Annotated in this window: 19 protein-coding genes; 12 read left to right on the top strand and 7 right to left on the bottom strand. The window is 53.2% G+C overall.

Annotation, left to right across the window (positions count from 1 at the left end):
- Positions 1-187: 187 nt before the first annotated feature.
- The 8 genes from Q4E40_RS15735 to Q4E40_RS15700 all read left to right on the top strand — a co-directional run bounded on the left by Q4E40_RS15735 (position 188) and on the right by Q4E40_RS15700 (position 6,979).
- A complete protein-coding gene (locus tag Q4E40_RS15735; RefSeq protein WP_303413508.1) occupies positions 188-799 on the top strand; it encodes a fumarylacetoacetate hydrolase family protein in 612 nt (203 codons plus the stop codon).
- Complete coding sequence (locus tag Q4E40_RS15730; protein WP_303413507.1) at positions 786-2,678, top strand: M23 family metallopeptidase; 1,893 nt, start codon at positions 786-788, stop codon at positions 2,676-2,678. The genes Q4E40_RS15735 and Q4E40_RS15730 overlap by 14 nt, the downstream gene beginning before the upstream one ends.
- A gap of 134 nt (positions 2,679-2,812) precedes the next feature.
- The gene (gene bcp, locus Q4E40_RS15725) at positions 2,813-3,265 is read left to right on the top strand and encodes a thioredoxin-dependent thiol peroxidase (RefSeq protein WP_303413505.1); all 453 of its coding nucleotides are present in this window, start codon (positions 2,813-2,815) and stop codon (positions 3,263-3,265) included.
- A 278-nt stretch (positions 3,266-3,543) separates the two neighbouring features.
- Positions 3,544-4,404, top strand: coding sequence for a transketolase (locus Q4E40_RS15720; RefSeq protein ID WP_303413504.1), 861 nt, complete (start codon positions 3,544-3,546; stop codon positions 4,402-4,404).
- A gap of 13 nt (positions 4,405-4,417) precedes the next feature.
- The gene (locus Q4E40_RS15715) at positions 4,418-5,371 is read left to right on the top strand and encodes a transketolase family protein (RefSeq protein ID WP_303413502.1); all 954 of its coding nucleotides are present in this window, start codon (positions 4,418-4,420) and stop codon (positions 5,369-5,371) included.
- A 133-nt stretch (positions 5,372-5,504) separates the two neighbouring features.
- Positions 5,505-6,044, top strand: a complete 540-nt coding sequence (locus tag Q4E40_RS15710) for an RNA polymerase sigma factor (protein ID WP_303413500.1) — start codon at positions 5,505-5,507, stop codon at positions 6,042-6,044.
- 43 nt (positions 6,045-6,087) lie between these two features.
- Positions 6,088-6,522: a hypothetical protein gene (locus Q4E40_RS15705; RefSeq protein ID WP_303413498.1), complete on the top strand. Its 435-nt coding sequence runs from the start codon at positions 6,088-6,090 to the stop codon at positions 6,520-6,522.
- A gap of 7 nt (positions 6,523-6,529) precedes the next feature.
- Positions 6,530-6,979 carry a hypothetical protein gene (locus tag Q4E40_RS15700; RefSeq protein ID WP_303413496.1) on the top strand — a complete coding sequence of 150 codons (450 nt, stop codon included), beginning with the start codon at positions 6,530-6,532 and terminating at the stop codon, positions 6,977-6,979.
- 123 nt (positions 6,980-7,102) lie between these two features.
- Here the strand turns inward: Q4E40_RS15700 and pepE are convergent, their stop codons facing one another.
- The 3 genes from pepE to Q4E40_RS15685 all read right to left on the bottom strand — a co-directional run bounded on the left by pepE (position 7,103) and on the right by Q4E40_RS15685 (position 8,550).
- Positions 7,103-7,837 (bottom strand): dipeptidase PepE, encoded by a 735-nt coding sequence (pepE, locus tag Q4E40_RS15695; RefSeq protein WP_303413494.1) that lies wholly within the window; start codon positions 7,835-7,837, stop codon positions 7,103-7,105.
- A gap of 151 nt (positions 7,838-7,988) precedes the next feature.
- Positions 7,989-8,237 (bottom strand): hypothetical protein, encoded by a 249-nt coding sequence (locus Q4E40_RS15690; protein WP_303413493.1) that lies wholly within the window; start codon positions 8,235-8,237, stop codon positions 7,989-7,991.
- A gap of 82 nt (positions 8,238-8,319) precedes the next feature.
- Positions 8,320-8,550, bottom strand: a complete 231-nt coding sequence (locus Q4E40_RS15685; protein ID WP_303413491.1) for a hypothetical protein — start codon at positions 8,548-8,550, stop codon at positions 8,320-8,322.
- 337 nt (positions 8,551-8,887) lie between these two features.
- On the opposite strand from Q4E40_RS15685, the gene Q4E40_RS15680 reads away from it, so the two are divergent.
- A complete protein-coding gene (locus tag Q4E40_RS15680) occupies positions 8,888-9,976 on the top strand; it encodes an MBL fold metallo-hydrolase (protein WP_303413489.1) in 1,089 nt (362 codons plus the stop codon).
- A gap of 64 nt (positions 9,977-10,040) precedes the next feature.
- Here Q4E40_RS15680 and Q4E40_RS15675 read toward each other — a convergent pair whose 3' ends face one another.
- A complete protein-coding gene (locus Q4E40_RS15675) occupies positions 10,041-10,217 on the bottom strand; it encodes a hypothetical protein (protein WP_303413488.1) in 177 nt (58 codons plus the stop codon).
- Between the two features lie 141 nt (positions 10,218-10,358).
- On the opposite strand from Q4E40_RS15675, the gene Q4E40_RS15670 reads away from it, so the two are divergent.
- Both Q4E40_RS15670 and Q4E40_RS15665 read left to right on the top strand, forming a co-directional pair.
- Positions 10,359-11,549, top strand: a complete 1,191-nt coding sequence (locus Q4E40_RS15670; RefSeq protein WP_303413487.1) for an aspartate aminotransferase family protein — start codon at positions 10,359-10,361, stop codon at positions 11,547-11,549.
- Between the two features lie 159 nt (positions 11,550-11,708).
- A complete protein-coding gene (locus tag Q4E40_RS15665; protein ID WP_303413486.1) occupies positions 11,709-13,469 on the top strand; it encodes an SLC13 family permease in 1,761 nt (586 codons plus the stop codon).
- Between the two features lie 4 nt (positions 13,470-13,473).
- On the opposite strand, the gene Q4E40_RS15660 is transcribed toward Q4E40_RS15665, so the two are convergent.
- On the bottom strand, positions 13,474-13,809 hold the full coding sequence (locus tag Q4E40_RS15660) for a hypothetical protein (RefSeq protein ID WP_303413484.1): 336 nt from the start codon (positions 13,807-13,809) through the stop codon (positions 13,474-13,476).
- 10 nt (positions 13,810-13,819) lie between these two features.
- Positions 13,820-14,248 carry a tellurite resistance TerB family protein gene (locus tag Q4E40_RS15655; RefSeq protein ID WP_303413482.1) on the bottom strand — a complete coding sequence of 143 codons (429 nt, stop codon included), beginning with the start codon at positions 14,246-14,248 and terminating at the stop codon, positions 13,820-13,822.
- A gap of 320 nt (positions 14,249-14,568) precedes the next feature.
- Between Q4E40_RS15655 and pfkA the strand changes: the two genes are divergently transcribed.
- Positions 14,569-15,540, top strand: coding sequence for a 6-phosphofructokinase (gene pfkA / locus Q4E40_RS15650; protein ID WP_303413480.1), 972 nt, complete (start codon positions 14,569-14,571; stop codon positions 15,538-15,540).
- A gap of 124 nt (positions 15,541-15,664) precedes the next feature.
- On the opposite strand, the gene miaA is transcribed toward pfkA, so the two are convergent.
- Positions 15,665-16,591 carry a tRNA (adenosine(37)-N6)-dimethylallyltransferase MiaA gene (gene miaA / locus Q4E40_RS15645; RefSeq protein ID WP_303413479.1) on the bottom strand — a complete coding sequence of 309 codons (927 nt, stop codon included), beginning with the start codon at positions 16,589-16,591 and terminating at the stop codon, positions 15,665-15,667.
- Positions 16,592-16,674: the final 83 nt, after the last annotated feature.

Below are 16,674 nucleotides of genomic sequence, written 5' to 3'. Positions count from 1 at the left end.
TACGCTCCATGTGCACAATAAAGCGGAACTTCTCTTGTTAAAGTATAAAAAAGGCTTACAACAATTCAGGCTGGGCACAAGCAGAAAAAATTGTCCTGAAACAGATTCTTTTTGCGGAAACATGCTGCATGAAAACCGGATATAGCCTATTTTTGAGAATCGATAAAGAAAACTCCCTTAGCATTTTATGAAAATAGTAGCCATCGGCCGCAATTATGCCGATCATATAGCCGAACTGAAAAACGAAGTGCCGGACGAACCGGTGATATTTTTTAAGCCCGACACTGCCATTCTCCGCAACAACGAGCCCTTTTACTACCCGGAATACAGCCAGGACATTCACCACGAAGTAGAGTTGATTCTGCGCATCGGCCGCGAAGGCAAGAACATCGATAAGAAGTTTGCCCACAAGTATTACGACGCCATAGGTTTAGGTATAGATTTCACGGCCCGCGACCTGCAGGCCAAGGCCAAAGCCAAAGGACTGCCCTGGACGCTGGCCAAAGGCTTCAACGGCTCTGCCCCGGTATCGGAATTTCTACCGCTCGACCAGTTTGAGAATCTGCACGACATCAACTTCAAGCTGGAAGTGAACGGCGCCACCCGTCAGCAAGGCAACTCAAAGATGATGCTGAACACCTTCGACGACATTATCGCGTATATCTCCCGCTTCATTACCCTGAAGAAAGGCGATATTATCTTTACAGGTACGCCTGAGGGAGTGGGCCCGGTGCAGATCGGCGACAGATTGGAAGGCTATGTTGAAGATAAAAAATTACTCGACTTTGAAATTAAATAAGCGCCTGTCGCTCCTTTTCGCTTACGTATTCACTACCCTCGGACTGGCCGCCCAACCGGCACCGGAAAAGGGCTACTTTATGTTCCCCATCAAGCCGGGGGTGCGCAACTACCTGTCCGGCTCCATGGGCGAGATACGCGCCACCCACTTTCACGGCGGCCTGGACATCAAGACTGACCAGCGCGAAGGCTTGTCGGTATATGCTGCCGCAGACGGGTATATCTCCCGTGTGAAGATGTCGACCTACGGGTATGGCAACATCATTTACGTGACGCACCCGAACGGCCTCACCACCACCTACTCGCACCTGTTGGCCTTCTACGATCCCTTGGCGGACTATGTGCTGAAGAAGCAGTATGAGAAGGAGACTTTTGAGCTGGAGCTTTTCCCGGAAAAGAATCTGTTTCCCGTGAAGAAGGGGCAGATCATCGCTTTGTCTGGTAACACGGGTGGCTCAGGTGGCCCGCACCTGCACTTTGAGATCCGTGATGCGGAAGACCGTCTGTATAACCCCCTGCGCTGGGGCTTTAAGGAGGTCATCGACACCACACCGCCTGACTTGCTGGGCTTGGGTATACAGCCGCTGAACATCTATGCTCGCATCAACGGCGAGTTCGCCCGCCGGGAGTTCACGCCCAAGAAAGCCAACGGTACGCATACCCTGGCTGACACGGTATACGCCCATGGCCTGATCGGCTTTGAACTGCAGACCATCGACCGCTACGACGACACGCAGAACCGCAATGGTACGCAGGACGTGACTGTGTTTGTGAACGACCGACAGGTATACAACCACCACATCGACCGCGTGCCGTTTGAGCTTTCGAAGCAGGTATCGCAGCACGTGAACTACAACGTATACCGCCGTACAGGCCGCACTTTCCAGAAAGCTTACGTGGACTATGGTAACGACCTGCCACTTTATACCGCGCCGCAAAACCGGGGCAGGCTGAACGTGCACGCCGACTCCATCTACCACATCCGGCTCGTCGCGAAAGACACCTACAACAACGCCTCTACCCTGACCTTTGTGGTGAAAGGGCAGAAACCGACTTTCACCCAGGCGGCTAACGGGAAAGTGACTAAACCGCAACTGAGCTACGAGATCATCGGCAATATCCTGAAAGTGAATGCTTCCGACACATCGGCCACACCGCGCAACGTGGAGATGGTGGTGAACAACCAACGCCTGATGCTGGTACCGAGCTATACCAAAGGTGCTGCCTCGGTGAGCCTCTACGACCTGCGCGGCGGTCTGCCCGAGTCACTGGAGTACTGCGGCACCTCTACCCTACTCGACTTGCAGGCCGCTATACCTGCAGGCCAGGAGCACAGCTTCAGCAACCGCGACATGACCATCCGCTTTGACAAAGAGAGCCTATACGACACGCTATACCTGCAGGCCAAAAAAGAAGGCGACGTATACACGATCGGCGACTACTTCACCCCACTGCACAAAGCCATCAAAGTGACCATTACACCTAGCAAGCCGGTAACTGACAGAAGCAAAGCAGCTGTGTACTATCTCGGTTTAGGCAAAGGTAGGGGCATGATGGGGGGCGTTTGGGATGGCAATAGCATCACCTTCTCCGCCCGCAGCATGGGCAAGTTTCAGGTACTGGAAGACGTGAAAGCGCCCACGATCAAGCTGCTCAGCAAAAGTCCTACGCAGATCAGGTTCAGGATTGGCGACAACCTGTCGGGCGTCAACTCTTTCCGCTGCGAGGTGAACGGCAAGTGGCTGCTCATGAAATACGAGCATAAAACTGCCACCATATACTCCGAAAAATTAGATAAAAGCCTACCTTTGTCAGGAAAGGTAGTTTTGAAGGTGAAAGACAACGCCGGGAACGAAGCGGAGTTTACTACCACCATTTAAAATCGGTTCGCCTCGTGCAACGGTTTTTCCTGGAAAGACAACCTGTAAGGACATTACCTGTTGGATGAAACTGAAATGGCTGGTGATTGAAGGTATAGCTTATACCTCTGAAGCCAGCAACTAAACAGAAACCCATGGAACTGAAAATCGGAGATAAAGCGCCGGAGTTTGAGGCAAAGGACCAAAACGGCAACACGGTAAAACTGAGTGATTACCGGGGCAAGAAAGTGATTCTGTATTTCTACCCGAAAGACGACACTTCCGGCTGCACCGCCCAGAGCTGCAACCTGCGCGACAACTATAGTGACTTGAAAAAGGAAGGCTATGAAGTGCTCGGCGTGAGCATCGACGGCGAGCAGTCGCATCAAAAGTTCATCAGCAAGTACGAACTGCCCTTCACGCTGCTGGCCGACACCGACAAACAGTTGGTAGAGCAATACGGCGTGTGGCAGGAGAAATCGATGTATGGCCGCAAGTACATGGGTACCATGCGATTCACCTTCGTCATCGACGAGGAGGGCACCATCGAGGACATCATCACGAAAGTGAAAACGGCCGACCACGCCGCCCAGATCCTGAAAAAGTAATGCAGAACGCAGCTGTCCTCACGGGCAGCTGCGTTTTTCGTATATTTGAGTTTTAAAAGGTCGCAAGGCCTTTTATTAGATGCCAGCGGCAGTCATTGAATATATAGATTCCTGGAGTGTGACGGACATCACACTATACCTTTCAGGAACATGCAGGTTTAAGTATTCAGTGCCTTGTCGATAGAAATTGTCAGTTGTTGCTTCGAGTCAACAATGTAACAATTTAGCCATAAGCAATTTAACAATATAAGAATCAACAATTTAACAATTTATATATCGTGAACCCACACAACAAAAGCATCGACGAGCTGAAGCAAATTGCGGCACAGGTTCGCCGTGACATCGTGCGCATGGTGCATGCGGTAAACTCCGGCCACCCGGGCGGCTCGCTCGGCTGTACGGATTATTTCGTGTCGCTGTACTTCAGCGTGATGAACTACAAGCCACAACCATTCAACATGGACGGCGAAGGCGAAGACCTTTTCTTCCTGTCCAATGGACACATCTCGCCGGTATGGTACAGTGTGTTGGCTCGCGCCGGCTTCTTTGAAGTGGCAGAACTGGCTACTTTCCGCAAGATCAACTCGAGGCTGCAAGGCCACCCGGCTACCGAAGAAGGCCTGCCAGGTATACGCGTAGCCTCTGGCTCGCTGGGTCAGGGACTGTCTGTGGCAGTTGGTGCCGCGCAGACCAAGAAGCTGAACAAAGACAATAACCTGGTGTACGTGCTGATGGGCGACGGCGAACTGGGCGAAGGTCAGGTATGGGAAGCGGCCATGTATGCTGCTCACAACAAAGTGGACAACCTGATCGCGACCGTGGACCGCAACTACCAGCAGATCGACGGCGGAACGGAAGAAGTACTGGCGCTGGGCGACCTGCGTCATAAGTTCGAAGCATTCGGCTGGCATGTACTGGAGGCTGACGGTAACAACTTCGAAACGCTGCTGCCTGCACTGGAAGACGCGAAGAAAGCTACCGGCAACGGAAAGCCAGTCATGATCCTGATGAACACGGAGATGGGCTTTGGCGTGGACTTCATGATGGGATCGCACAAGTGGCATGGCGTAGCGCCAAACGACGAGCAGTTGGAGATCGCACTTCAGCAATTGGCAGTACAGCAAGCTTCAGATTACTAAGGAAAAAACAGAAATGAAAGAGTATACATATACAGAGAAAAAAGACACCCGTTCTGGTTTTGGCGTAGGCTTGCTGGAGCTTGGCCGCACCAACCCGAACGTAGTAGCCCTTTGCGCTGACCTGATCGGTTCGCTTAAAATGGATGCCTTCAAAAAGGAGTTCCCGGAGCGTTTCTACCAGGTAGGTATAGCCGAGGCCAACATGATGGGCCTGGCAGCCGGTATGACAATCGGTGGCAAGATTCCTTTCACAGGTACGTTTGCGAACTTCTCGACGGGCCGCGTGTACGACCAGATCCGTCAGTCAATCGCCTACTCAGGCAAGAACGTGAAGATATGCGCTTCGCACGCCGGATTGACGCTGGGTGAAGACGGTGCCACGCACCAGATACTGGAAGATGTGGGTATGATGAAAATGCTGCCGCACATGACTGTGATCAACCCATGCGACTTCAACCAGACCAAAGCAGCTACGATCGCGATTGCCGAGTATGAAGGTCCGGTATACCTGCGTTTCGGTCGTCCGGCTGTTCCTAACTTCACTCCTGCCGATCAGAAGTTCGAGATTGGTAAGGCCGTGATGCTGAACGAAGGCACCGACGTAACGATTCTGGCTACAGGTCACCTGGTATGGAAAGCCATCGAAGCGGGTCACAAACTGGCTGAGAAAGGCATCAACGCCGAGGTCATCAACATCCACACCATCAAGCCGCTTGACGACGAGGCCATCCTGAAATCGGTTGGCAAAACCAAGTGCGTGGTAACCGCCGAAGAGCACCAGTTGAACGGTGGCCTGGGTGATTCGGTAGCGCAACTCTTGGGTCGTCAGCTGCCTGCTCCGCTGGAGATGGTGGGCGTGAATGATTCATTTGGTGAGTCTGGCACGCCAGACCAGTTGATGGAAAAGTATGGCCTGAGCACCGAGAACATTGTGGCTGCCGCTGAGCGTGCCATTAGCCGCAAATAATACATAAGGCTATACTTTAGCTTTTTTACAAAAACAGAAGGGGCTGCACTGGTAAAGTGCAGTCCCTTTTATTTTTATGGGCTATATTGCATATTCAGACAGGTATAACCGCCCTGCCCCTGCTACCTGACGCGTGGAAGACAAAGAGATTCTAGAAAAATTCGCCAACCCCGATAGCCGTAACCTGGCCTTCAATCAGCTTGTCCGGAAGTACCAGCAGAAGATCTACTGGCACATCCGGAAAATGGTGATCGACCACGACGACGCGGATGATCTCACACAGGAGGTTTTCATCAAGGTATGGAAGAACCTGGAGAATTTCCGGCAGGACGCGCAGCTTTATACCTGGCTTTACCGTATCGCCACCAACGAGTGTCTTACCTTTCTTTCGAGTAAGCGCAAAAAATTTTTTCTGCCTATAAACGACGTGGCTGCCGAGCTCACCGAGAAGATCGATTCCTCACCAAATATTGACGGAGACGAGATACAGCTCAAGTTGCAAAAAGCCTTGCTGAGGCTGCCTGACAAGCAAAGACTCGTCTTTAACATGAAGTACTACGACGAGCTCAAATACGAGGAAATGTCTGAGATTCTGGGCACATCGGTGGGTGCTTTAAAGGCGTCTTACCACCACGCGGTAAAAAAAATTGAAGAATTTATTAAGCGGGATTAAACTTTAGCGCGCTAAGGCCATCTAACCCATAAGTACATTAACCATGAAAAACGATTTTAAACTAAGCGACCTGCCCAAGCGCAACATCTACGAGGTACCGGACAAGTACTTCGACAGACTGCCTGCGCAGATCATGGAGCGCACCGCCGGAGCCGGGTATAGCCCTGCCCCCTGGTATGCCGCCGCCTGGAAGCCGCTGCGTTTGGCGCTGGCCCCTTTGATGCTGGTATTGGTGCTGGGTGTGCTTTACTTAGTAAACCTGAATAACAAGGAGGAACAGCAAATAGCAAACCTGGCCAGCATTCACGACAAGGAAATAGTAGACTACCTGAGCACCTACGCAGTGCTCGAAAGCGCTGACTTTGCAGATCTGAGTACTGTTTCAGAGAAGGAGATGACCTCTGAGTTTCTGAACGTGAGTCCTAAAGCCGCCGAGGAAGAGCTGGAGTACTACCAACTGGATACGATTGAATATTAAAGCACTGATGAAACGAATACTGATTTTATTTCTCTTCTGCGCCTTCGCCCTGGGTGGCACTGTGGCCATGGCCCAAAATGGTCGTTCGCAGGACAGAAGAGAAAACGTGGAAGCCGCCAAAGTGGCCTTCCTGACCGACAAGATGGGACTGACTGCTGAGCAGTCGCAGAAGTTCTGGCCACTCTACAACGAGTACGAGACCAAGCGCCGCGAACTGGTGCGCTCCTACCGCAGCGGTTACCGCGAAGACGTGGACCAATTGAGTGACCAGGAGGCAAAAGCCCGCCTGGACGGCATGTTCAATACCCGCGAAAGAGAACTGGAACTGGAGAAAGAATACGTGGCCCGTTATCAGCGCGTCATCTCCTCAAACCAGATCATCAAACTTTACCGCAGTGAGCGGGAATTCACCAAGCTCCTCCTGAAAAAGCTGGAGGCCAACAACAAAGTACAGTAGTTTTTTTGAATAGATAATTATAGTGAGAACAGCGAAAGGACCTGGCATTTTGCCTTGCTTTTTCGGACAAACAAAAGCCCCTGCTATACCCTAGCGGGGCTTTTGTTTTTACTAGGCCTCTGTTTAGTAAGCCTCGAGCAGGAAGTTTATATCGTCTGCCGGCTTAAACTCCATGGCGGGCTGTCCCTGCAAAAAGATGCGTACCGGATGCGGTCCCAACAGGTTGATCCTCTCTCCCGTAATGCGCAGCATGCTGCCCTCTCGCAAACCCACTACCGGCTGGCGGTTATGCACATGAAACTCCTGTATGCGGGTTTCGCGCGTTTCGCCCATGTGCGTGGAATCTGGCAGCGGATCAAGGTAGTGTGGATTGATGTTGAAAGGCACCAATTGCAGCGCGTCGAAGGATTTAGGGAACACGATGGGCATGTCGTTGGTGGTACCGATGGTCTTGCCGGCCACGTTGGTGCCGGCGCTGGTGCCCATGTACGGCATTCCCTGCTCCACCCGCTTCTGCAGCGGCTCAATCAGTTTGTTGGCATAGAGCTGACGCAGCAGCAGAAACGTGTTGCCCCCGCCAATAAAAACCGCCTCGGCCTGCTCCACGGCCGCAACTGCGCTCTCCGCCTCGTGCACACCGCTCAGTTGTATGCCCATTGCTTCAAAGGCCTCACGCGCTTTGGCCGTATAGTCGGTGTGCGAGATGCCGCCCGGACGGGCATAAGGTATAAACAGGATGCTCTGGCGGTCGCCGAGCAGTTCTTTGATCTCGCTCTGGCAATGCTCCAGGTAGCCCGTTCCGTGGGTCGAGGAGGTACTCACTAAAAGGATATGCTTCTTTGGTAGGGCTTTTCTCATTTGTTTCGATTTTGAATGATACGGGTCGCGTATACCTGCAAAAGTATCAAATTCCGGCGAACCCCGCCCATAGCATTCTGCAAACAGCCGCTATACCTGCGCCGGATCAAATTGTGCGAAGCACTTTTTAAATGACAGTGTGGCTATACCTTCAGGTTTTGACCCTGAGCTTGATCGTTTCCAGGTAGGGATCCAGAGAGGCCTTGTTGGTGAGGGCGCGAACCAGCCCAATGGTTTTCAGATCGTACAGGAACCAGACCTCTACATAATAGTTATGAAACCAGTACAGATCAATTTTGCACCACCCACGGATAATGTGATGCAGATAGCGCCCCTGCTCCAACACCATGGCGGCCTGCTCCCGGGGCGAGAGCGAATTAAACTCAGTAATCGTCAACATAAAGATCTACTCCATACCTTGTGCAAAGAAAAAGGCTGCCGGGGCAGCCTTTTGGTTAACGAAAATATCGGAGGTTTAGATATTAATTCAAATGAAGGGTATACAATTCAAATCTGGTGGAGGCAAAACTCCAGTGCGAAGAAGAAGGATGGATCTCAACACCGTCCTCATCCATGATCGTCACGGCAAAGCCGTCACCCTGGTTGAGGGGCTCAGTAAAGTGCTTCACAGGATACACTCTCCCTTCCTCTATCCACTCTTCCGGTTCGAAAGCGGGCATCGACGCATCCACACACTTCGCGTAGACGGACATATAGCTTGGGGGAACAAATAAATTTACCATGTGTATGTAACGTTTTCAGAAAGATAAATAATTCCTGCCAATCAGGAAACATTGACCACATTAATTTTAGTGGATGCTCTTACAGATATTAACACAAAAACTATGCCTTTGTTTCTCTGTTTAAGTACCATGCCCCTGGGTCATCTGACACCAGCCCTATGGCTGCAAAATCAGCCCCTTTACAGTTAATAATTGACAATCAGCCAAGTCAGTGCTGAATGTGCCGGCTTTCTGCAGCCAATTGCCCCCGCAGCCGTAGTATATATTCCGCCCGTTATCATTTAAAAACCAAACATAGTGAATGCCTATGGAAACTAATTATCGTACCCCGACCCACGATAGCAAGGAAGCTTTTGCAGTTGCGCCGGGAGTATGGGGACTCAAGACCATTCTTGTTAACCTCTATTTTGTAACTGCCCCCGACGGCTCCTGGGTACTGGTGGACACCGGCTTGTATGGTGCTGCTGATAAAATCAGGAAGGTGGTGGATGAGCTTTATGGAGGGAAGCCCCCCAAAGCTATCCTGCTCACGCACGGCCACTTTGACCACATCGGCGCTGTGAAGGAGCTGGCACGGGAATGGGACGTGCCCGTGTACGCCCACCAGCTGGAGATGCCATACCTGAACGGTAAGTCCTCATACCCGCCGCCAGACCCGAGTGTGGGGGGCGGTGGTGTCGCCTACATGTCTTTTCTGTACCCCAAAAAGCCGATTGACATCCACGAGTACCTGGAGTTCCTGCCAGCTGACGGGTCAGTTCCCGGTCTGCCAGACTGGCACTGGATTCACACACCGGGTCATACGGCCGGGCACGTTTCCTTTTTCCGGGACAGCGACCGGGTGCTGCTGGCTGGCGATGCATTTGTAACGCGCCACGGGGAGTCCTTACTCGCTGTGATGAGCCAGAAGCGGGAGGTACATGGCCCACCTAAATACTATACCTCCGACTGGGGAGCCGCACATCACTCCGTGGAAAGGCTTATGGAGCTCAACCCAAGTGTGGCAGCAACCGGGCATGGCATGCCGATGGAAGGAGTGCAGCTTATGCGTCAGCTGGAAGAACTGGTAAAGGATTTCTGGTCGGTGGCGGTGCCAAGCCATGGCCGCTACGTGCACGAGCCCGCCATTACCGATGAGCAGGGCGTGCTTTCCGTACCTCCCGCGACGGACAACACCATACCGAAGGTCATGGCCGCGACAGGTCTGGTAGCACTGGCTGGCGTGGCGCTGGTGGCTTACTCCCGACGAAACAGGGACAACAACCGCAAACAGCACGAGCGAGCCATGCGGGAGCGCCCCTTCTCGCACAACAGGCCGATGCAGGGTATACCGCCCACGGTGCCTGCCACGCTGGACGAAGACGACCCGATCGCCCACACCAACCACTACCCATAAAAAAAAAGGCCGGGAGCAAACGCTTCCGGCCTTTCTTTTACACCTTGATTTGATTTTCTATACCTTACTTGCCTCTTCCGGAGCCGCTTTTCTTGCCGCCTCCGTCCTGCTTATTCACTGTTGCCCAGGCGCGCTTCTCGGCTTCTTCCTGGCTCACGCCTTTCTTTTCGTAACCTTCTTCGATGTGCTCTGCCTTGCGCTTCTGTTTATCTGTGTAAGACGATTTATCTCCTTGTGGCATTTGATCCTCCTTTTTTAAAGTTCAACATCTCAGGCCAGCCTCTTTCACCAGCCCCTCATATTGTACGCAGGTCAGCCAATTATGAATAAGCGGCAAGCAGAAAGGGCACTGGCAAAGCGTCAAAATACCTAACTTTGCAGTATGGTATCAATGAGACAGCTGTTTTTGCAGCACCAGGCACAGACAAGTGACTTTCCGCTGATGATCGAAGTGGAGAAGGCAGAGGGGATTTACATGTACGGCAGCGACGGCCACCGTTACATCGACCTCATTTCAGGTATAGGCGTGAGCAATGTGGGCCACCGGCACCCCAAAGTGCTGCGGGCCATCCACGACCAGCTTGACCGCTACATGCACCTGATGGTGTATGGCGAATTTGTGCAGGCGCCCCAGGTACAGTTGTCCCATGCCCTCAGCGGCACCTTACCTGATCGGCTCAACAACACTTACCTGCTCAACTCCGGGGCGGAGGCGGTGGAGGGTGCGCTGAAATTGGCAAAACGCTATACAGGGCGTACCGAGCTGATCTCCTGCTACAACGCGTACCACGGCTCTACGCAGGGCGCTCTTTCGATGAACGGCAGCGAAAGCTTTAAGAATGCCTTCCGCCCCCTGCTGCCCGATGTGCGCCACATCCATTACAACAGCGTCGAGGACCTGGAGCATATAACAGAGCGGACAGCCGCGGTTTTGATAGAGACGGTGCAGGGAGAGGCTGGCGTACGTGTGCCGGAAAAGGATTACCTGAAGCAACTGCGGGAGCGCTGCAACCAGACCGGCACGCTGCTGATTCTGGACGAGATACAGTGTGGCTTCGGCAGAACAGGCACCTTCTGGGCCTTTGAGCAGTTCGGTATAGAGCCGGACATACTGGTCTGCGCCAAAGGGATGGGCGGCGGCATGCCGATAGGTGCTTTCATCGCGCCGCAGGAAATCATGGCTGCTTTCAAAACCGACCCGATTTTGGGGCACTGCTCTACCTTTGGCGGGCACCCGGTAAGCTGCGCTGCCTCCCTTGCAACGCTGCAGGTCATCCAGGAAGAAAACCTGCTGGAAGGCGTGGAAGAAAAAGCCGAGCTGATTAAGCAGTTGCTCGTACACCCGCGCATCAAAGGCATCCGCAACAAGGGGCTGATGATGGCGGCAGAGTTTGAGTCATTTGAGGTGCTGAAGGCCGTGATTGACCAGGCCATCCTGAACGGTGTGCTGACTGACTGGTTCCTGTTCTGCGACAATTCCATGCGCATCGCCCCGCCGCTCACTATTACGGAAGAGCAGATCCGCGAAGCCTGCCAGATCATCCTGACCTCTATTAACGAGGCAATGGCTTAGTTTCCCATACCTGGCAGGTACGCTGGCAGGCTGTCCTGATCAGGTATAAAGGCTACGCACCGGAAATATTTTCCTGCGAGAAGCAATCGGGAGCGGCTTTGTCACGTAAAAGCCGTTGCCACACCTCCGAATCTGTGGTGTACTTCCTGATCTACCCCTATGGAAATAGCCATTGTACTGACCTTGCTGTTGATAGCGGTTGTGTTGTTCGCAACCGAGAAGGTGTCCGTTGAACTGGTCACCCTGGTTATGCTGATCATACTGGCAGGTTTGCGCATCATCAGTCCCGAAGAGGCCTTCGCCGGCTTCAGCAGCGACTTCATCATCATCATCGCCTCCATCTTCATCCTCAGCGCTGCCCTCCAGGAAACCGGCATACTCGATTTTGCCGTGGTCCGGCTCGCACGGCTGGCCGAGAAAAGCAATAACCTCATGCTGCTCACCATCATGCTGATCACGGGCATGGTCTCGGCTTTTATGAACAACACCACTGTAACGGCCATGTTCATTACGCCGCTGGTGGGTCTCTCCAAGCGCATTAACATGAGTGCGTCCAAGCTGCTCATGCCACTGGCTTACGCCGCTATTCTGGGAGGCACCTGCACGCTGATCGGCACGTCTACTAACGTGGCAGTGAGCGGCTACATTGCCAAGGCGGGTCTGGAGCCGATCGGGCTGTTCGAGATATCAGGTATAGGCTTCATCATCTTCGTGGTAGGCATCATCTACATGATGACCATCGGGCAGCGCATGTTACCTAACCACGCCGACCAGGAGCTGGCCGAAGAGTACAAGCTGCAGAAGTATGTAACCGAAGTGGTGGTGCTGCCTGACTCGCCGCTCGTAGGGCAGCTGGTTTTCACCTCCGAACTGACCACGCTGAACCTACGCATGCTCAACGTGATCCGCGCCAAAGAAAACTTCCTGCCCGACTTCCGTACCCGCATCCGCCCCAATGACATTCTGCTGGTGGAGGGCGACGTGGACACGCTGATGAAGGTAAAGGAGACGAAGGGTATACAAATCATGGCGGACGCGCTTATCTCCGAAGACCTGGAAACAGAAAATATTCGGCTGGCCGAGATCATGATCACAAGGCAGTCGAACCTGATTAACCGCACGGTCAAGGAGTCGGAGTTTCTGCGGCGCTTTGGCCTGGTGGTGCTGGCGGTGTCGCGGCACGGCGAAACGCTGCGAAGCAAAATAGGTAGCATAGAACTGCACATGGGCGATGTGCTGCTGGTGCAGGGTGCCCCTGAGCGCTTTGAGCAGGTCCGGAACTCGAATCACATTGCGGTGCTCGATGAGTTTGAGCCGGTGTTCTTCAAAAAGAAAAAGGGCCTGATCGTGATCGCCTGTTTTGCGCTGGCCATACTGGCTGGTACGCTGCAGTTGCTACCGCTCTCCATCGCTTTCCTGTCGGCGGCCGTTGCGAGCATCCTGCTGCGGGCCATCAGTGCGGAGAAAGCCTACAACGCCATCGACTGGCGCCTGCTTATACTTATAGGAGGTATGACGGCTTTTGGTGCGGCTATGGAAAACTCCGGCGCAGCCGAGTTTCTGGCGCAGGGCATCGTGCAGGTGATGGAGCCCATTGGTGGCACAATAGGTATACTGGCAGGTTTTGTGATCCTGACCGTGCTCCTGACCCAACCCATGTCGAATGCTGCCGCTGCCCTGGTGATTATACCTGTGGCGCTGCGCGCTGCCATGGAACTTGGGGCTGACCCACGCGCCTTTGCCATCGCCATTATGCTGGGGGCCTCTGTGTCGCTGGTGACTCCTTTTGAGCCGGCCTGTATCCTGGTATACAGCCCGGGCAAGTACCGTTTCCTGGATTTTATTCGGATCGGCACGCCACTCACTGTTTTGCTTATCGTTGTGATTATGGTAATGGTGCCCGTTTTCTGGCCTCTGTAGAGGATTAGGGCAGGCGGCTGAGCGTGACAATCACGACGGCGAAGAAAGCGGCGGAAAGCCCCACCGCCAGAATCAGCTTGCCCGCCTGCATGGCCACCGTTTTCTCGGAGCGGGGCAGCCAGACGTAATTCAGGCTCAGGTTGAGCAGGTATACCATCACCGTCAGCAGAAAGCTGATGAACCAGAAGGCAAAAAAGCGCAGGATGAAGTCTTCGGAGAGTAAGGTAGCCTCGTAGGAGATGAGGTGCAGCTCGTGGGCAAAGAAGAAATAAGCCAGCAGTAACAGCGCCAGGGCATACGATCCCAGTATGACCCCGTTCCACACACGCAGGTTTTTCATGCAATGGGTATTAGTAATTCAAGAAGGCCTGTGCATCCTCCCGTATCTGCTCGCGGGTCAGCCCGTCTTTCACGCCAATGGATATTCTGCGCACCAGCACCCCTACAATGGACTTCCTGAAACCGAGCCTCACCGCCATGTTGACGCAGAACTCCATTTCATTTTCGTCTACAATCCCATCGGCCAGCATCATCTCCACCAGGTCGTAGATCTGGTCAAAGCGCTCCGTATCATTGGACGGCATCTGCGGTTTTATGGATTGCACATTCGAGAGCAGGTTGCGCACCTCACTCGATTTCATGCCGTGGCGCTTGCCAATGGAAATGATAAACTCCATTTCAGTGGGATCCACGTGGCCGTCCGCCTTGGCGAGGGCACCCAGGTTGGTGATGTGGCTCTTTAATTTTTTCTCTGCCTCGCTTTCAAAAAAACTAAACATATGGCTCCCTTTTGACTAGTGTACAATTTCATAACAAATTAATAATAACTGCCCTAAGTATTGCTATACCCAGGCAGCTAATTTTGCAGCAGCTACAGTAGAAACGAATCTTTCCGGCTTTAAGTCTGCAGATGGTAGTGCTTTTGCATACGGTTTTCGCTATCTTATTAGTTATGATTTTGTATTCTTTTTTTATTTCCACTTAAATTAACAAATGGCTACCTTGCGGATTCATTAAAACCGCAACGAATACCGCGGTGATCAAACGAATGAGGCCGGATTCCGGCCTCTACAGGGAACAAATTAAACAGCAACTCTTTATGAAGAGGATTGGAGTATTTACATCAGGAGGCGACGCACCGGGCATGAATGCCTGCATCCGGGCGATCGTACGGACGGCCGTGTACAACGGGTTGGAGGTTTACGGTATCAGAAGAGGCTACAACGGCATGATCAAAGGCGACATTTTTAAAATGGAGTCATTGACAGTGAGCAACATCATACAGAAGGGCGGCACGATCCTGAAATCGGCCCGCAGCAAGGAATTTGCAACCAAGGAAGGACGCCAGGCTGCTTACGAGCAACTGAAAGCGCACGGCATTGAGGGACTGGTGGCCATTGGCGGTGACGGTACCTTTACCGGAGCCAACATCTTCTACGAGGAGTACGGCATCCCGACCATCGGCGCCCCAGGCACAATTGACAACGACCTTTACGGCACCGACTATACCATAGGCTACGACACAGCCGTGAACACGGCCCTCGATGCCATTGACAAGATCCGCGACACGGCTGACAGCCATGAGCGCGTGTTTTTTGTGGAGGTGATGGGACGCGACTCAGGCTACATTGCCATACCCTGCGCCATTGGCGGAGGCGCTGAGATCGTGATGATCCCGGAAACGGACACATCCATCGACTACGTGATAGACCAGTTGAAAGCAGGCTGGAGCCGTTCCAAAACATCATTTATCGTGATTGTGGCCGAAGGCGACGAAGAGGGCAGCGCGACAGAGATCGCGGCTAAGGTGTCGAAGCAGATTCCGGACATGGATGCGCGCGTGACCATACTGGGCCACGTGCAGCGTGGCGGTGCCCCCTCCGCAGCCGACCGTATGCTGGCCAGCCAGCTAGGCATTGCCTGCGTGGAGGGGCTTATAGAGGGCCGCACCAACGAAATGGCCGGCATCATCAACAGGGAGCTGGTTTATACCCCTTTCATCGAAACTATCACGAAACAGAAACTGATCAACCCGAACTTCACCAAAATGGTGGATATCCTGTCGGTTTAAGTCCGCTATACCTGAATAACAGCAAAGCCGGCACTTCGCAGTGCCGGCTTTGCTGTTATTATGCAACCTCACACGGCTATACCTATACCTATACCTATACCTATACCTATACCTATACCTATACCTATCTGGCAAGCTGCATCTGCTGTCCGATAAACGTCAATATCTCATCCCACTGCCCCGGATGGAACCAGGTATAGTCGCCATTTTTGTGGAACCAGGTAAGCTGCCGCTTGGCATAGCGCCGGCTGTTACGCTTCAATAAGCGCACCGCTTCCTCCCAATCATATTGGCCTTCCAGGTAATCGAAAATCTCTTTGTAGCCAACTGTTTGCAGCGCGTTGTGATCGCGGTAAGGGTATAGCGCTTTGGCTTCCTCCAGCAACCCCTGCTCCAGCATCAGGTCCATGCGGCGGTCAATGCGCTCGTACAGCTCCTGCCGGTCACGGCTGAGGCCGATCTTGATGATATGAAAAGGGCGCTCCCGGGCACCCGCCTTCCGGAATTCAGAGTAAGGCTGACCGCTTGAAAGGTATACCTCCAGCGCACGGATGACACGCTGCGGATTGGCCTTGTCCACCTGCCCGTAATAGGCGGGGTCGAGTTGCTGCAGCTGCGCCAACAGCGGCTGTAGTCCCTCCTGCTGGTAGCGGGCGGTCAGGTTGTCGCGCACGGCGGGGTCTGTTTCGGGCATTTCGTCCATGCCATCGGTCACCGCCCGCACATAAAGCCCCGAGCCGCCTGTCATTACTACCGACTCGTGCTGCTGAAACAGTTGCCCAAGCAATGCCAGCACATCCTGCTCGTAGGCGCCCGCATTGTAGGTCTCCGTGATCGGGTGCGAGTCCACAAAATGGTGCCGTATACCTTGCTGCTCCGCTGGGGTCGGCTTGGCCGTACCGATCGACATCTCCTGGTAAAACTGGCGGGAGTCGGCAGAAATGATTTCGGTACCAAAATGCTGCGCGAGGCGCACGCACAGGTCGGTTTTGCCCACGGCGGTAGGGCCAACTACCACTAAAAGAAAACGGGGGGCTTGCGCTGCAGACATGGACGGGACGGGAATTTTACTTCGTGAATATGCCACAAATTAACTCCCTTTCTTTTTATTCAGGAAGCAAAAGTGCCTTTGCT

The sequence above is a fragment of the Pontibacter coccineus genome, assembly GCF_030546575.1.
Classification (GTDB): Bacteria; Bacteroidota; Bacteroidia; order Cytophagales; family Hymenobacteraceae; genus Pontibacter; species Pontibacter coccineus.
Note: the sequence above shows the minus strand (reverse complement) of the source record. Positions and strands in the feature narration are given on the sequence as shown.

Bases quoted from the DNA above. Each gene is read 5' to 3' on its own strand.
- Q4E40_RS15735 (WP_303413508.1), top strand. From the start codon at position 188: ATGAAAATAGTAGCCATCGGCCGCAATTATGCCGATCATATAGCCGAA.
- bcp (WP_303413505.1), top strand. From the start codon at position 2,813: ATGGAACTGAAAATCGGAGATAAAGCGCCGGAGTTTGAGGCAAAGGAC.
- Q4E40_RS15715 (WP_303413502.1), top strand. From the start codon at position 4,418: ATGAAAGAGTATACATATACAGAGAAAAAAGACACCCGTTCTGGTTTT.
- Q4E40_RS15705 (WP_303413498.1), top strand. From the start codon at position 6,088: ATGAAAAACGATTTTAAACTAAGCGACCTGCCCAAGCGCAACATCTAC.
- Q4E40_RS15700 (WP_303413496.1), top strand. From the start codon at position 6,530: ATGAAACGAATACTGATTTTATTTCTCTTCTGCGCCTTCGCCCTGGGT.
- pepE (WP_303413494.1), bottom strand. From the start codon at position 7,837: ATGAGAAAAGCCCTACCAAAGAAGCATATCCTTTTAGTGAGTACCTCC.
- Q4E40_RS15690 (WP_303413493.1), bottom strand. From the start codon at position 8,237: ATGTTGACGATTACTGAGTTTAATTCGCTCTCGCCCCGGGAGCAGGCC.
- Q4E40_RS15685 (WP_303413491.1), bottom strand. From the start codon at position 8,550: ATGTCCGTCTACGCGAAGTGTGTGGATGCGTCGATGCCCGCTTTCGAA.
- Q4E40_RS15680 (WP_303413489.1), top strand. From the start codon at position 8,888: ATGGAAACTAATTATCGTACCCCGACCCACGATAGCAAGGAAGCTTTT.
- Q4E40_RS15675 (WP_303413488.1), bottom strand. From the start codon at position 10,217: ATGCCACAAGGAGATAAATCGTCTTACACAGATAAACAGAAGCGCAAG.
- Q4E40_RS15670 (WP_303413487.1), top strand. From the start codon at position 10,359: ATGGTATCAATGAGACAGCTGTTTTTGCAGCACCAGGCACAGACAAGT.
- Q4E40_RS15665 (WP_303413486.1), top strand. From the start codon at position 11,709: ATGGAAATAGCCATTGTACTGACCTTGCTGTTGATAGCGGTTGTGTTG.
- Q4E40_RS15660 (WP_303413484.1), bottom strand. From the start codon at position 13,809: ATGAAAAACCTGCGTGTGTGGAACGGGGTCATACTGGGATCGTATGCC.
- Q4E40_RS15655 (WP_303413482.1), bottom strand. From the start codon at position 14,248: ATGTTTAGTTTTTTTGAAAGCGAGGCAGAGAAAAAATTAAAGAGCCAC.
- pfkA (WP_303413480.1), top strand. From the start codon at position 14,569: ATGAAGAGGATTGGAGTATTTACATCAGGAGGCGACGCACCGGGCATG.
- miaA (WP_303413479.1), bottom strand. From the start codon at position 16,591: ATGTCTGCAGCGCAAGCCCCCCGTTTTCTTTTAGTGGTAGTTGGCCCT.